Source organism: Dactylosporangium sp. NPDC051485 (genome assembly GCF_040682015.1).
In the GTDB taxonomy this organism is placed as follows: Bacteria; Actinomycetota; Actinomycetes; order Mycobacteriales; family Micromonosporaceae; genus Dactylosporangium.
Map to the genome: position 1 here is coordinate 106,237 of NZ_JBFAZW010000006.1, position 12,642 is coordinate 118,878.

At 72.4% G+C, this 12,642-nt stretch carries 16 protein-coding genes and 1 tRNA gene; 6 read left to right on the plus strand and 11 right to left on the minus strand.

Annotated features, from left to right (window positions below; translation table 11 throughout):
* The first annotated feature begins 46 nt into the window (after positions 1 to 46).
* Entirely contained in the window at positions 47 to 991 is a 945-nt protein-coding gene (locus AB0M46_RS05080; protein WP_363333010.1) for an acyltransferase domain-containing protein, read from the plus strand.
* Positions 992 to 1,028: 37 nt separating this feature from the next.
* Here the strand turns inward: AB0M46_RS05080 and AB0M46_RS05085 are convergent, their stop codons facing one another.
* The gene (locus tag AB0M46_RS05085) at positions 1,029 to 1,577 is read right to left on the minus strand and encodes an RNA polymerase sigma factor (protein ID WP_363333011.1); all 549 of its coding nucleotides are present in this window, start codon (positions 1,575 to 1,577) and stop codon (positions 1,029 to 1,031) included.
* Between the two features lie 46 nt (positions 1,578 to 1,623).
* Between AB0M46_RS05085 and AB0M46_RS05090 the strand changes: the two genes are divergently transcribed.
* Complete coding sequence (locus AB0M46_RS05090; RefSeq protein WP_363333012.1) at positions 1,624 to 3,048, plus strand: serine/threonine-protein kinase; 1,425 nt, start codon at positions 1,624 to 1,626, stop codon at positions 3,046 to 3,048.
* Here the strand turns inward: AB0M46_RS05090 and AB0M46_RS05095 are convergent.
* From AB0M46_RS05095 to AB0M46_RS05105, 3 genes are all read right to left on the minus strand, one after another.
* Positions 3,002 to 3,640, minus strand: a complete 639-nt coding sequence (locus AB0M46_RS05095) for a hypothetical protein (protein ID WP_363333013.1) — start codon at positions 3,638 to 3,640, stop codon at positions 3,002 to 3,004. The genes AB0M46_RS05090 and AB0M46_RS05095 overlap by 47 nt on opposite strands.
* A gap of 486 nt (positions 3,641 to 4,126) precedes the next feature.
* Positions 4,127 to 4,915 carry an alpha/beta hydrolase gene (locus AB0M46_RS05100; RefSeq protein ID WP_363333014.1) on the minus strand — a complete coding sequence of 263 codons (789 nt, stop codon included), beginning with the start codon at positions 4,913 to 4,915 and terminating at the stop codon, positions 4,127 to 4,129.
* Between the two features lie 9 nt (positions 4,916 to 4,924).
* Complete coding sequence (locus tag AB0M46_RS05105; RefSeq protein WP_363333015.1) at positions 4,925 to 5,491, minus strand: hypothetical protein; 567 nt, start codon at positions 5,489 to 5,491, stop codon at positions 4,925 to 4,927.
* 54 nt (positions 5,492 to 5,545) lie between these two features.
* Here AB0M46_RS05105 and AB0M46_RS05110 point away from each other — a divergent pair.
* Together AB0M46_RS05110 and AB0M46_RS05115 are read left to right on the plus strand one after the other, a co-directional pair.
* Positions 5,546 to 5,641: transfer RNA gene (locus AB0M46_RS05110), tRNA-Sec, on the plus strand.
* 226 nt (positions 5,642 to 5,867) lie between these two features.
* Positions 5,868 to 6,572 (plus strand): hypothetical protein, encoded by a 705-nt coding sequence (locus AB0M46_RS05115; protein ID WP_363333016.1) that lies wholly within the window; start codon positions 5,868 to 5,870, stop codon positions 6,570 to 6,572.
* On the opposite strand, the gene AB0M46_RS05120 is transcribed toward AB0M46_RS05115, so the two are convergent.
* The 4 genes from AB0M46_RS05120 to AB0M46_RS05135 all read right to left on the minus strand — a co-directional run bounded on the left by AB0M46_RS05120 (position 6,541) and on the right by AB0M46_RS05135 (position 8,721).
* Positions 6,541 to 7,164, minus strand: coding sequence for a hypothetical protein (locus AB0M46_RS05120; RefSeq protein WP_363333017.1), 624 nt, complete (start codon positions 7,162 to 7,164; stop codon positions 6,541 to 6,543). The genes AB0M46_RS05115 and AB0M46_RS05120 overlap by 32 nt on opposite strands.
* 8 nt (positions 7,165 to 7,172) lie before the next feature.
* Positions 7,173 to 7,574, minus strand: a complete 402-nt coding sequence (locus AB0M46_RS05125; protein WP_363333018.1) for a MerR family transcriptional regulator — start codon at positions 7,572 to 7,574, stop codon at positions 7,173 to 7,175.
* 21 nt (positions 7,575 to 7,595) lie between these two features.
* Complete coding sequence (locus AB0M46_RS05130) at positions 7,596 to 8,357, minus strand: SDR family oxidoreductase (RefSeq protein ID WP_363333019.1); 762 nt, start codon at positions 8,355 to 8,357, stop codon at positions 7,596 to 7,598.
* A 70-nt stretch (positions 8,358 to 8,427) separates the two neighbouring features.
* Positions 8,428 to 8,721: a hypothetical protein gene (locus AB0M46_RS05135; protein WP_363333020.1), complete on the minus strand. Its 294-nt coding sequence runs from the start codon at positions 8,719 to 8,721 to the stop codon at positions 8,428 to 8,430.
* A 166-nt stretch (positions 8,722 to 8,887) separates the two neighbouring features.
* Here AB0M46_RS05135 and AB0M46_RS05140 point away from each other — a divergent pair, with 166 nt between their 5' ends.
* Both AB0M46_RS05140 and AB0M46_RS05145 read left to right on the plus strand, forming a co-directional pair.
* On the plus strand, positions 8,888 to 9,229 hold the full coding sequence (locus AB0M46_RS05140) for a PadR family transcriptional regulator (RefSeq protein ID WP_363333066.1): 342 nt from the start codon (positions 8,888 to 8,890) through the stop codon (positions 9,227 to 9,229).
* Positions 9,226 to 9,999: a hypothetical protein gene (locus AB0M46_RS05145; protein WP_363333021.1), complete on the plus strand. Its 774-nt coding sequence runs from the start codon at positions 9,226 to 9,228 to the stop codon at positions 9,997 to 9,999. The genes AB0M46_RS05140 and AB0M46_RS05145 overlap by 4 nt, the downstream gene beginning before the upstream one ends.
* Positions 10,000 to 10,158: 159 nt before the next feature.
* Here AB0M46_RS05145 and AB0M46_RS05150 read toward each other — a convergent pair whose 3' ends face one another.
* From AB0M46_RS05150 to AB0M46_RS05160, 3 genes are read right to left on the minus strand one after another with little or no spacing between them, the layout of a single operon-like run.
* Positions 10,159 to 10,866 carry an ABC transporter ATP-binding protein gene (locus AB0M46_RS05150; RefSeq protein ID WP_363333022.1) on the minus strand — a complete coding sequence of 236 codons (708 nt, stop codon included), beginning with the start codon at positions 10,864 to 10,866 and terminating at the stop codon, positions 10,159 to 10,161.
* Positions 10,839 to 11,660 carry an ABC transporter permease gene (locus AB0M46_RS05155; RefSeq protein WP_363333023.1) on the minus strand — a complete coding sequence of 274 codons (822 nt, stop codon included), beginning with the start codon at positions 11,658 to 11,660 and terminating at the stop codon, positions 10,839 to 10,841. Before AB0M46_RS05155 ends, AB0M46_RS05150 begins: the two co-directional genes overlap by 28 nt.
* Positions 11,657 to 12,622, minus strand: a complete 966-nt coding sequence (locus tag AB0M46_RS05160; RefSeq protein WP_363333024.1) for an aliphatic sulfonate ABC transporter substrate-binding protein — start codon at positions 12,620 to 12,622, stop codon at positions 11,657 to 11,659. The genes AB0M46_RS05155 and AB0M46_RS05160 overlap by 4 nt, the downstream gene beginning before the upstream one ends.
* Between the last annotated feature and the right edge of the window lie 20 nt (positions 12,623 to 12,642).

The following is a 12,642-nucleotide window of genomic DNA, read 5'->3' on the forward strand; positions in this document are numbered from 1 at the left end:
GCGCAGCCGATCGACGGCATGGTTGTGGATCGTTAGAGTCGTTTGCGTGGATCTGGACGAGACCGCCGCCCGGCTCGGGGTACCCGTCGAGGACGTCGAACGCGTGCACCGGCTCGCCGGCGACCGGCCGTCGGCTCCGCTGCCCGCCAAGGCCGGCGCACCCGCGATCCTCGACCGGCTCGCGGTGCGCCCGGACGACGCCGCCGAGATCATGGCGGGCTGGCCCGACCCTGACTCTCCACTGTGGACTCCCGAGCTGCGCTGGCTGCTCGACCGCTCGATCGCCCTGGTCCGCGCCGATCTCGGGGGCCACGGCTGGCTGTCGCCCGGTCCGGAGCTGCCGCGCGACCGGGGCCCCGCCTGGCGGCATCTCTACGTGTACGCGTACCTGGCCCTGGTCGACGTCGTCACGGGGTACCACCGCGACCACGGTATCGCCGATGCCGTGTCGTGGATGACCCTCGCGGACCTGGGCCGCAATCTCGCGGTCGACCGGCGGATGCAGCGCGAGGGCTGGCCGGTCATGCAGAGCTGGCTGACGCTGCACGCGCGCGGCGGCATCTACGAGCTGGGCCGGCTGCAGCACCAGCGCGGCGACACCGCCATCGACCTGCACATCCCCGACGCGGGGCCGATGAGCCCGGAGGCCGTCGCGGCGTCGCTCGACGAGGCCCGCGCGTTCTTCCCGCGCCACTTTCCCGACGAGCGCTACACGGCGTTCTCCTGCGGCTCGTGGCTGCTCGACCCGCAGCTGCTGGAGTACCTGCCCGAGGACTCCAACATCGCCCGGTTCCAGCGGAGGTTCGAGCTGGAGCCGTACGAGGAACCGGAAGGGCTGGACGCCGACGTCGAGGTGCTGCGGTTCGTGTTCCGCACCCTGAGCACGCCGCTCGACCGGCTGCCGCGCCGCACCGTGCTCCAGCGCGCGATCGTCGAGCACCTGCAGGCCGGCCGCCACTGGCAATGGCGCAGCGGCCGCTTCCCGATCTGATTGCCGCCGCATCGAGCGGGCTCGTCGTCCACCCCGGTCAGGTGGCCTGCAGCGACGCGCGGACGTGGCGGCGGGCGTCGTGGATGCGGGACTTGAGCGTGCCGACCGGCACCGTGAGGTGCTCGGCGATCTCCTCGTAGGTCAGCTGGCAGACGTCCCGCAGTACCAATGGCGCAACCAGCTCGGGGCGATGGGCCTCCAGCTGCTCCAGCGCGTCGAGCAGGTCGAGCCTCGAGCCCGCGATCACGCTCGTCGTGCGCGGGTCGGCGGCGTCGATCGGCAGGACCGGGGTCGGCCGCTCGTCGGCGCGGCGGCGCAGCGAGCGGTACGTCTGGCGCGCGCAGTTGGCCGTCACGGTGTACAGCCAGGTGGAGAAGCGCGACCGTCCGCCGAAACCGCCGATGTTCCGGGCCACCTGCAGCAGCGTGTCCTGACACGCCTCCTCGGCGTCCTGCAGGCACGGCAGGAACCGCAGGCACTGGCGCAGCACCTGAGGGCCGATCCGGGCCAGCAGCGCATCGAGCGCGTTGGCGTCGCCCGACGCGGCGCGGCCGGCGAGCTCCTCGAGGTCAAGATCGTCCGGCATGGATCGGATCCCCGTTCCGCTTCAATGTGTGGGCCATAATACGGGCGTGCCAGTCCCGGAAACGATCGGCCGATATCGCGTGGTGCGGCGCATCGGCTCCGGCGCGTTCGCCACGGTGTGGCTGGGCGCCGACGACGCGCTGGACGCGTTCGTGGCGATCAAGGTGCTGGCTGACAACTGGTCGTACCATCCGGACCTGCGCGAGCGGTTCGAGCAGGAGGCCCGGATCATGCGGCGCACCGACTCGAGCCTGCTCGTGCGCGTGCTCGACGTCGGCGAACTGCCCGACGGCCGGCCATATCTCGTGATGCCGTACGCCGCCGGCGGCACCCTCGCCGACCGGCTCGCCGAAGGGCCGCTGCCGGTGCGCGAGGCGCTGCGGGTGGCGACCGACATCGCCGGCGCCGTCGCGGTGCTGCACGAGGCCGGGGTGCTGCACCGCGACCTCAAGCCGTCCAACGTGCTGTTCCAGCCGGGCGGCGAGCGGGACCGGGTCCTCGTCGCCGACCTCGGCCTGGCCAAGGCGCTCGCCAACGCGTCCGGGTTCACCATCGCCGCCGGCACGCCCGGGTACATGCCGCCCGAGCAGGCGTCGATCGGCGGCGGGCTGGACGCCCGCGCGGACGTGTACGCGGTCGGCGCGACGCTGTACCACATGCTGACCGGCCGCCCGCCCGTCGCCGGCCGGGCGCCCGCGCGGCCCTCGCAGCTGCGCCCGGGCGTTCCGTCCACAGTGGATAGCGTGGTACGCCGGGCCCTGCAACCCGACCCGAAACAGCGCTGGGCGTCCGCCGAGGCGCTGATCGAGGCGCTGGGGCGGGCGAGCGCGTCGATGGAGCAGGTCCACCACCGCGGCCGGGCCCGCCTACGCCGGATCGCCGGCGCCGCCGTCGCGCTCGCCGCCGTCCTGGCCGCCGGCGCGTCGGCCGTCCCGGCCCGCTCGGGCTGGGTGCGCGTGCGCGACGTCAATGGCGTCGTCTCCGTCGCGGTGCCGCCGCGCTGGGCGGTGCAGCTGCGCCACGCCGGCTGGAACCCGGCGCTGCTCGGGCTACCCGCCGGCCACGCGCCCGGCCTCGTCGTCGCGCCGGACCTGGCCCGCTGGACCGACCCGGCCAGCGGCATGCCCGGCGTCTTCGTCGGCGTGAGCCGCGCGCTGCTGCCCGGCAACGCCGAGCCCGCGCTGCCCGGCCACGCCACGTGCGTCCGGCAGCCGGACCGCACGGTGGACGTGGCCGGGTTCCCGGCGCTGGTACGGCGGTGGACGTCGTGCGGCGCCGCGGTCTCCTACAGCGAGGTGGTGTTCGCGGTGCCGCCGCGCTTCGGCGTGTACGTCCAGATCAAGCAGGTCGGCACGGCCGACGTGACCGACGAGCTGCTGGCCGGCCTGCGCTGGTCCAGCGCGCTGGCGCCGCAGGCCGCCCCGCTCACTCGTAGCAGTCCTGGTTCCGCAGCTGCAGCGTCAGCTCGGTGATGACGCCGTTGCGCAGGGCGATGCGGTACACCGTCTTGTGGTCCCCACCGGGCGCCCACACCCCGCCGCGGCCGTTGTTCGCGTCCCCGTCGACGGGCTTCCACTCCGGGTAGATCCGGCGCATGTCGGCGGAGGACATGCCCACGTGCACGCCCTCCGGCGTCCTGATGCTGCCGTTGTACGCGTCGATGGCCGCGATACCCAGGGCCGCCGACAGGTGCACATACCCCTTGTCGCTCGGCGCGTCGCGCAGGTTGCTCGCAGTGCAGCTGGAGGCGGGGGTGCTCTCGAACGCCACGACCATCCCGGTCGCGTTGGCCTGCTGCCGGTTCATCCCGAGCTTGAGCGACCCGAAGCCGAGCGGCCCCAGCACGAGCGACCCGCCGGCGGGCTTGGTGGTGGTCGCCGCGGTGGACGGCGTCTGGGACGTCGCCGGCGACGTCGGCGTCACGGTGGCCGGCGCGCTGGCCGTCACCTCAGCCGATCCGGCCGGCGCCGCGTCGCCGCTCTGCACCTGCACCGGCTGCGGCCCGCACGCGGCGAGCAGCAGCAGGGTCGAGACGGTCGTCGCGAGGGTCAGGGCCTTGGGCATCGCACGCATTATGGCTCCCCGGAAGTTCGGTTGGGTTGATGACGTACCGTTCGATGCACCTCCGGCAAGGTTGGTTCGCCGCGCAGAGTCGCCAATCCGTCACCCCTCGCTGTCAACCCGGAGGCCCTCGCGAGCGTCCGCCCCGCCCGCCATTCCGTGTCGGTCTACACGTCGCATCCACAGCAGATCGAGGCCGTGCCCGGCAAGAGCGCGACGCACCGCGAGATGCCGGACGCTACCGCACCGATATGCAATCCTGACCGTGTGAGCTGCAGAGGCGGTACACGCTGGGCGCCACCCCGCGCCACAGCGTGAACTGCTCGCGCCGCCGTAACCGACTTGGCGGGTCACCTCCTCGACCGACAGGTTCGCCGTCTCCACCAGCTCCTCGGCGCGGTTGAGCCGAGGTGATCGGAAGGGTGACCCGCTCGACCGCGGCCGGCGACTCGGCGTAGGCGGGCCAGGGGGTCGGGGGGTCGGGGCCGGTCAGTCGGGGGCCGACAGGAAATCGTTGACCAGGGCGGGGAGGGTGGGATCGGCGGCCAGGTCGTAGTGGGTGCGGCCCGGAAGGATGGACAGGCGGTTGGCGACGCGCTTGGAGGCGTCCCACTCGGCATCGCGCAGCCCGCCGCCCAGCAGGGCGTAGAACTCGGCGGCGTGGGCGGTGGGGACGGAGTCGGCGTCGGCGTAGACCAGCATGGTGCGGGCGCTGATGCGGGCAGCCTCGGCGGTCCAGTCGTAGTCGCGGCGCAGCATGTCACCCATCTTGGTGGCCAGGTCGGGCCAGGCCTCCGGGTGCGGTGCGACGCGCTCGTAGGCCGCGTACAGCGGGGAGGCCTTCATCATCTCCGCCTGCTCCGGACCGATCTGGGCCATGCCGGCCAGTACCTCCGGGAACCAGCCCGTGCGGCGGACCGGGGTGGCGGCCACGATCAGGCGCCGAACCACATCCGGGTGCTGAATGGCGGTGCGCAGGGCGGCGCCGGCGCCGAGCGAGTAGCCCATCACGTCGGCGCGGGGCAGGCCCAGGTGGCGGATCAGGGCGGCCACGTCGTCGCCGAGGGTCTCGTAGCGCAGCGGCCGGTCGTTGTCCGCGGTGTGGCCGTGGCCCTGCAACTCGACGGCGATGACCCGGCGGCCCTGGGCGGCCAGCGCCGGCAGGAGCGGGCCGAACAGCTCGATGGTCCAGAATCCGCCGTGCAGGAGCACCAGCGGGGCGCCCTCGCCGTGCTCCTCGTACCACAGCGAGATTCCGTTCACGTCGGCGTACGTCACGATTCGACCCTAACCGCCGTAGTGCGCCAGGTAGTCGCGGACGCGCGGGCTGAGCTGGGTGAACGAACGGCGCTCGGCGACCACCTCCCACCAGGCGCTGTTCTCGATCCAGTGGCGGTAGAGGAACTCGTCGAAGGAGGCGGCGACCTGCACGAGGTCGTACTCCTCGGCGGAGCCGGCCAGCACCGGGCCCGCGGCGCCGCCGGGGTTGACCAGCAGATACCAGAACACGCAGCCCTGCGAGTCGGCGAGGAACCGCACCAGGCGGGCCCCGTCGCCGAACGCCTCCGGGGTGAAGCTCTCGGCAACGTCCCAGTAGCAGTCGGTCGGGGACGCGAACGCCTCCTGCAGGTCGGGGCGGCTGAAGAAGGCCTCCAGCGGCAGGCCGGCCACCACGTCCTCGGGCGCCTTGGTCACCTCCATCGGGTGGCCGTGCGGGTCGACGCCCTCCAGCCAGCCGCACCCGGCCGGGACGTCCAGCGGCGGCAGGCCGTCGGCGTCGTACAGCTCGTAGGTGTGGTCGGTGTGCCGATAGTGCCCGAGGCCGATGCCCCACCATCCGGTCGAGAGCTTCATGGGGCGACCGTAGCGGTGGGGTACGACAAAATCGGCCCGGCTAAGGTGAGCGGTGGAGGCGTGCGGGTGGCTGGTGCCCCTCCCGGTCTTCAACACCGAGGTGGTCCGGAATCCGGGCCAGGCGGGTTCGATTCCCGTCCGCCTCCGCCAACCAGCATCTTCACTGCCGCACCTCGATGACGTCGATGTCGGCGAGGTCGGCGAGGTCGGGCACGAGCTCAGATTCTGTCAGGGGCCGCCGGCCGGCATGCCGCGGGAAGGGGCGTTGATGTCGTTGCCGGAGCGCGGGCCGTGGCTCGTCACCGCGACCTCGTCGTCGGTCGACTGGGGTGTCGCGGCCGCCGCACTCGCCGCGACGTCCGGGGGCCGGGCCGCGGTGGTCGTCGTCGCCGGGGCCGGGGCCGGGGCCGCCGACCTGCCTCGCGCCCATGTCCTTCGCAGCCACGTCGCGACCCTGGTTGCGGTCGAGGGGGAACACCTGAGCCTCGATGATGTCGCCGCGATTGTGCGGGCCCTTTCGAGTACCCACGTCCGAGTGTTGGCGATTGCGGCCGACGGCCTCGTCACGCCCTTCGGCGATGGCGGCTGGACGGGGGCTGACCTTGCCGCCGAGGTCCGTGCGCCGGTCGCCGTCATCAGCGGCACCGGCGCCGACGCGGTCGGGCACGCGATCCTCATGCTCGAGGCGCTCGAAACCCGGCGCATTCCCGCGTCCGTCATCGCGGTCGGCGACGGCGGCGACTTCTCCGCGCTGCCTGTCCGGCTCGCCGGGCAGATCCCCGCTGACGCGCTCGAGCACCGGGACCGGTTCGCGGAGGCGGCCCGCGAGTGGGTGCATCCGCTGACCGGCATGGCCGAACCGGCGACCGCGGCTGGCAAGCCCGTGGAGACCGCGCCCGCCAGACCCGACCTCCAGACGCGCATCGCCAAGAAGGCGGCGCTGGGCCTGGCGGTGGCGCTGGTCGTGGCGCTGGTGGTGCTGTTCTTGTGCAACGGCGCCGGGATGCGCACATTCGCCATGGGCGAGCCGGCCGTCCGCACTTTCGCTGTCACACGTGCGGGATTGACCTCAGCTCGGTAATCTGCAGCCCCCACGGGTCGGCGCCCGTCGCGCGGTTCGTGTACGCGCCGTGCCGCACGAGGAACACGTACCAGTCGCCGTCGATCGGTTCGAAGACCTCGCCTTCGCTCCAGTGCGCCTCCGTCGGCGTTGTGCCCGGGCACCAGGCGAACCCGGATGCCTGGGCCATGCCCGGGCCGCGCAGGTTGTAGAGCACGCAGCCGCTGACCCGGCCTACGGAGTTGAACGAGTAGGGTCCGACGGCGGTGACCTCGTGCACCGGCGCCCGGTCGGCAAGGCGCTCCAGATCCGCCCGGTAGTGCGCGAATGTGGCCTTGCCGACGAGGTCGCCGGAGGACGCCCACCAGCTTGCCGTGAACACGGCCGGCACCACGACGAGCGGCCAAAGCCGCCATCGGGACTCAGGTGGGGAGTCTCCGAGCCACGCCACGCTGGTCACCAGCCATGCCAGCCCCACGATCGCCCAGCCCCACAGCGCCGCGACGAGGGTGTCGTAGTTGCCACCGGGGACGCTCACGCCGTACAGCATCAGGCCGGCCGGCACCACCACGGCCGCCGCGGCCCACCACGGCGACTTCCACCACGAATGCATGCCGCTCATCATGCCGCGGGGGCAGGGCCGGCGGTCTCGGCCGACCCGGCACCGGCCAGGGGTGTTCGCTGTCGGAGTGCGGCTTCCAGCCGGTCGCGGGCGTCGGTCTGGGCGGCGATGCGTTCGTTGAGGACGGCCAGCCGTTCCAATGCGACGCGCATGCCCTTGTCCGAGGGTGGTGCGGCAGCCACGTCGCCGTCCAGGCAGGGCAGGAAGACCCACACATCGTCCAGGGTGAGTCCGGCATCGAGCAGGTAGCGGATATTGCCGACGCGCACCGCGGCCCGTTCGTCGTAGATGCGGTAGCCGTTGGGGGCCCGCTCGGAGGAGATCAGCCCGGCCTGTTCGTAGTGCCGCAGCGCACGGGCGGTCGTCCCGGTCGCCTTGGCGAGCTCGCCGATGCGCACCATCGCACCCCCGAGTCGCTCCGGTCACGCCACGACCGCTCCTCCGTCGACCGGGAGTACCACGCCGGTGATGAACGACGCGCTCGGTGCGGCGAGCTGGCTGATCGCCAAGGCTACCTCCTCGGGCCGGCCGACCCGGCCCAGCGGGGTGTGCGCCAGCTGCCATTGCCGCACCGCGGCCATTTGCTGCGGCGTCAGGCCCTGATGTGCACCGATAGGGGTGTCGATCGCGCCGGGGGCAACTGCCACCACGCGAATGCCGCGGGGTGCCAGTTCGACCGCCCAGCTGCGGGTCAGCAGTTCCAGGGCGGTCTTGGTCGCGGCGTAGACCGCGCTGCCCGGCCAGGCCCGTTGCCCCACTGACGTGCTGACGTTGACGATCACCCCGCCTGAAGTCTCCAGGAAGGGCAACGCGGCTTGTGCCAGCAGGATGGGGGCGACGAGGTTGGTGGCGATCTGCGGCGCGATCGTCTCCGGTGTGACGGTGGCGAGGGTGCCGCCGCGTACGATGCCGGCGTTGTTGACCAGTACGTCCAACCGGCCGTAGGCCTTCAGCGCGGTTCGCACGATGCGCTCGGGCTCCCCCTCGGCCGTGATGTCGGCGGCCAGCGGCGTGATCCGGTCGTGCCCGGCGGCGGTCTCGTTGAGCGGTTCGACCCGCCGCCCGACAGCGAGCACGTGGGCGCCCTCGGCGGCGAAGGCCCGAGCGGTGGCCCGGCCGATCCCGGTGCCGGCCCCGGTGATGACGACGACTCTGCCGGCCTGTGATGTGGTGCTGCTTTCCATGCCGGGCATCGTCCAACCCTGCCGCCAGTGGCAAGGTCAAGTGCGATGCCCCAGGTGGATGTGGCCTGGCTCAGGCCGACACAAACGTGTGCGCCGGGTAAATCTCCGGCTCGTCCTTGATGCCGGCTTTCTCCAGGAAGGGCATGAAGCGTTCGCCGAATTGGCGGCAAGCCTCCTCGGACTCCCACACGTCGACTACCCGGAAGCCATGTTCGCCCTCTCCGGCGACGTGCATCAGCAGGCCCTCGGCGGGCCAGTCCGCAGGCGTCTCCATGCGGCTCTTACCGTCGGTGAGCCTCCGGACAGTTTCCTCGTACCGCTCCTGCGTGAAAGTCGGCCCCTGAAAGACCAGCACGACCGGCATAACGACCCCCTCGCAGATCTGGGACTCAACGTAAAGGATAGTCCGGGCCTGTGGTGGCTCGGCCGCAAGTTGCCCAGCGTCGCCGGAGTCGGTGGACGCTGGCCTGCTTGCTGCCCGCCGGGGTAGCACATACCGTGCGACGGTATATGCTTCGCCCGTGGAATCTATGAGCGAACAGGCGTTCCTGATCCTCGCGGCGCTCGCCGATCAGCCCCGGCACGGCTACGGGCTGGTGACGGAGGTCGCCGCGATGTCCGAGAACCGAATCCAGCTCCGGGCGAGCACGCTCTACGCGGCCCTGGAGCGTCTCGTCGCCCGCGGGCTCATCGAGCCTGAGCGTGACGAGGTCGAGAACGGCCGGCTGCGCCGTTACTACCGCCTGACGGACGCGGGTGCGGCGGCGGTGGAGGCCGAGACGCAGCGGATGACCGCCCAGGCCCGCGCGGCGAAGCGCCGCCTCGCCCAGCGTGCCCAGCAGTCGGCACCCCGGCTTGGGCTGACCGGATGAACCCCCCGGACCAGATGGGGCCGCTGGAACGCCGCTACCGCCGACTGCTGCGGCTGTTGCCCGCCGACCACCGGACCACCCGCGGTGAGGAGCTACTCGGGCTGCTGATCGACCTCGACGAGGGCCGCACCCGGCCCAGTCTCCGGCAGGCCGCCGGGGTGTTCGGCCTCGCGCTGCGGCTTCGCCTGCCCCGCGCCGCATCCCTGCTGTTCGCCGCGTTCCTCGTCGCGTACAGCACCGCGGTGCTCGACACCGTGTACAACATCAGCACCGGCGCCACGACGGTCGCGTTCGACAGCCGGCTCCCCGTGCACAACGTGACCCTCGCGCTGCTCATCCCCACCGTGCTCCGGCTCGGCCTCGCCGTGTCGTGGATCATCGGAGCCCGCCGCACGGCGGTGGCCGTCTTCGCCGCATTGCTCGCCCACTCGCTGCTCAACGTGGGACCCAACCTCCTCCGGTTCGACGCCCTGGTGCTGGTGGTGCTGGGAGTCGCCGTGGCGTTGCGGTGGCCGGCGCCGCGGCCCCGTGTCGTGCTGCTGGCCACGATCCCGCTCGCGATGCTGCTGTGGACGCTTACCGCGGCGGCGGGTAGTCACTCCGGCTACGGCGGGCTGCCGTTCCTCGTCGCCAACTTCGGCGGGATGCCGTCCATCACCGTCGTCGTCGCGCTGATCGGCGCAATCGGCGGTCGGTTGTCCCGGCGAACCTCCACGAGCGGTAGCGACCTGAGCGGACCGCGGGACGAGCCCGCACCCGCAACAGGCTGATCGGCTCATCGGTCCCGGGTTGCCGGTCCCGCGACCCGCAGACCCGGGGCCGACATGAACGTAGACAAGGGAAACCCGCGGTGCCGGATACCGGCGCCGCGGGTTCCTCAACATCGCGCGAAACGAACCATTGCCACGGTTCGGCGCGGCTGCCGCGCGTCATTGGACGTTGAGCAACCCCAGCAGCGCGCGGCGTTCGGCGGCGAAACCGGCGGCGTCGGCGGCGCGCGGGCGCGGCAGGGGCACCGGCCGGTTCTCCGCGATCCGGCCGGCGTCGAGGATCAGGATGCGGTCGGCGAGCAGCAGCGCCTCGTCGACGTCGTGGGTGACGAACAGCGCCGCGAATCCGTGATGCTCGCGCAGCCGGCCGAACAGGCCCTGCATCCGCAGGCGGGTCAGCGCGTCCAGGGCGCCGAACGGCTCGTCGAGCAGGAGCAGGTCCGGGCGGCGGACGAGGGCGCGGGCGAAGGCGACCCGCTGGGCCTGGCCGCCGGACAGCTCGGCCGGCCAGGCGGTGGCCCGATCGGCGAGGCCGACCTCGGAAAGCGCCTCCCGGACCCGGGCCGGCAGGTCGCCGCCGCGCACGCCCAGGGCCACGTTTGCCCCGACCCGCTTCCACGGCAGCAGCCGGTGCTCCTGGAAGACCACGGCGGTGGCGCCCTCGGTGCGGTACGTGCCGGTCGCCTCCTCGTCGAGGCCTGCGAGCACGCGCAGCAGCGTGCTCTTGCCCGAGCCGCTCGTGCCCAGCAGCGCCACCACCTCGCCGCGCGCGATGGTGAGGTCGACGTCGTCGAGGACCACGGTCGGGCCGAAGGCGCGCCGCACCCCGGCGGCGACGGCTACGTCGCCCGCAGGCCCCGGCGCCATGCCAGCGTCCTCCTCTCGGCGTATCGCAGCGCGAGGTCGGAGACCAGGCCGAGCAGCGCGTACGCGACCAGGCCGAGCACGACGACGTCGGTCTGGCTGAACTCGCGGGCCTCCATCATCATGAAGCCGAGGCCGCCCTGGCCGTTGACCTGCTCGCCGACGACGAGGCTGAGCCAGCCGGCGGCGAAGGCGAGCCGCACGCCGAGGAACAGCGAGGGCAGCGCGCCGGGGATGACGACGTGCCGGAGGCGCTCCAGGGCGCTCAGGCCGCAGGCCCGCGCCGCCTCCACCAGGCGCTCGTCGATGTTCCGGATGCCGGCATAGGTGTTGAGGTACACCGGGAAGAACGCACCCAGCGCGACCAGCGTGACCTTCAGTGATTCCCCGATGCCCACCCAGATGATGAGCAGCGGCACGAGGCCGAGGTGGGGCAGCATGCGGCCCATCTGCACGGTCGGGTCCACGAGATCGTCGCCGAGGCGGGAGAGGCCGGCGAGCGCGCCGAGGGCGAGGCCGAGCAGGCCGCCGACGAGCAGCCCGAGCAGCGCCCGCTGGATCGAGTCGAGCAGGTAGCCGCCCAGGGTGCCGTCAGCCGCGAGCCGCCAGCCGACCTCCAGCACGGCGCTCGGTGCCGGGAGCTTGTCGGGGTCGAGCAGCCCGGCCCGGACACCGCCCTCCCAGGCGGCGAGCAGGACCACGGGGGTGACCGCGCGCCGCCACCGCCGGGCGCGGGCCCGCCTGGCGGTGACGGGCGCGGCGGCGGTGGCCGCGGTGTTGCGGGCGAGGAGCGTCATCGCAGCAGGTCCGAGAACTGCTCGTCGACGCGGGCCTTGATGTCGACCTTGACCGGGATCAGCTGCAGGTCGGTGAAGCCGTCGGAGATCTGCTGCAGCTCGCCGCCGATCTCGGGGGTGATCGCGGCGAGCGGCTGGGCGCTGCGCTGCAGGGCGCGGCGCGCCACGTCCTCGGGGATGCCGAGCTCCGGGGCGAGGATCTTCACGCGCTCGTCGGGGTTGGCGATGCCCCAGTCGGTGACCTGCCGGTAGGTCTTGAGGAACTCGCGGATCTTGCCGGGCTTGGTCTTCAGCGCCTGCGGGGAGACGAGCAGGTATTCGCGGTTGTTCGCCAGGCCGGTGGCGTCGACGAGCACCTTGACGCCCGGCGTCTCGGCGAGGGCGAAGTACGGATCCCAGATGATCCACGCGTCGACCTGGTCGTTGTCGAAGGCGGGGCGGGCGTCGGCGGGCTTGAGGTACTGCACGTCGATGTCCTTGATGGTCATGCCGTTGGCCTCGAGCAGGCGCACGAGCAGCCAGTTGACGTTGGAGCCCTTGTTGAGGGCGACCTTCTTGCCGCGGAGGTCCTTGAAGGAGGTGTACCCCTTGCTCGCCTTGACCAGCACGGCCTCGCCCTTCGGCACGGGCGCGGACGTGCCGATGATCCTGAAGTCGATCTTCCCGGCGGCGGCGAAGATGGGCGGGGCCTCCCCCACCTGGCCGATGTCGATGGCGCCGGCCTTGAGCCCCTCGGTCAGCGCCGGGCCGCTCTCGAACAGCGACCAGGTGGTGCCGGGCGCCCCGGCCTTGCGGGCCTTGACCAGGCTCAGGCCGCCGAAGCGCTGGTAGCCCACGTGCAGCGGCTCCTCGGCCGCACCGGACGCGGCGGCGGGCTGGGCGGATTTATCGGCGCAGCCGGCGACCAGCGACGTGCTGAGCAGCAGCAGCGCGCCGGCCAGGACGGCCGTGATTCGACGCATCGGGGTACTCCCATATGGCG

Bases quoted from the DNA above. Each gene is read 5' to 3' on its own strand.
- AB0M46_RS05085 (WP_363333011.1), bottom strand. From the start codon at position 1,577: ATGCCGGACGATCTTGACCTCGAGGAGCTCGCCGGCCGCGCCGCGTCG.
- AB0M46_RS05095 (WP_363333013.1), bottom strand. From the start codon at position 3,640: ATGCCCAAGGCCCTGACCCTCGCGACGACCGTCTCGACCCTGCTGCTG.
- AB0M46_RS05105 (WP_363333015.1), bottom strand. From the start codon at position 5,491: ATGAAGCTCTCGACCGGATGGTGGGGCATCGGCCTCGGGCACTATCGG.
- AB0M46_RS05120 (WP_363333017.1), bottom strand. From the start codon at position 7,164: ATGCATTCGTGGTGGAAGTCGCCGTGGTGGGCCGCGGCGGCCGTGGTG.
- AB0M46_RS05125 (WP_363333018.1), bottom strand. From the start codon at position 7,574: ATGGTGCGCATCGGCGAGCTCGCCAAGGCGACCGGGACGACCGCCCGT.
- AB0M46_RS05130 (WP_363333019.1), bottom strand. From the start codon at position 8,357: ATGGAAAGCAGCACCACATCACAGGCCGGCAGAGTCGTCGTCATCACC.
- AB0M46_RS05135 (WP_363333020.1), bottom strand. From the start codon at position 8,721: ATGCCGGTCGTGCTGGTCTTTCAGGGGCCGACTTTCACGCAGGAGCGG.
- AB0M46_RS05140 (WP_363333066.1), top strand. From the start codon at position 8,888: ATGAGCGAACAGGCGTTCCTGATCCTCGCGGCGCTCGCCGATCAGCCC.
- AB0M46_RS05145 (WP_363333021.1), top strand. From the start codon at position 9,226: ATGAACCCCCCGGACCAGATGGGGCCGCTGGAACGCCGCTACCGCCGA.
- AB0M46_RS05150 (WP_363333022.1), bottom strand. From the start codon at position 10,866: ATGGCGCCGGGGCCTGCGGGCGACGTAGCCGTCGCCGCCGGGGTGCGG.
- AB0M46_RS05155 (WP_363333023.1), bottom strand. From the start codon at position 11,660: ATGACGCTCCTCGCCCGCAACACCGCGGCCACCGCCGCCGCGCCCGTC.
- AB0M46_RS05160 (WP_363333024.1), bottom strand. From the start codon at position 12,622: ATGCGTCGAATCACGGCCGTCCTGGCCGGCGCGCTGCTGCTGCTCAGC.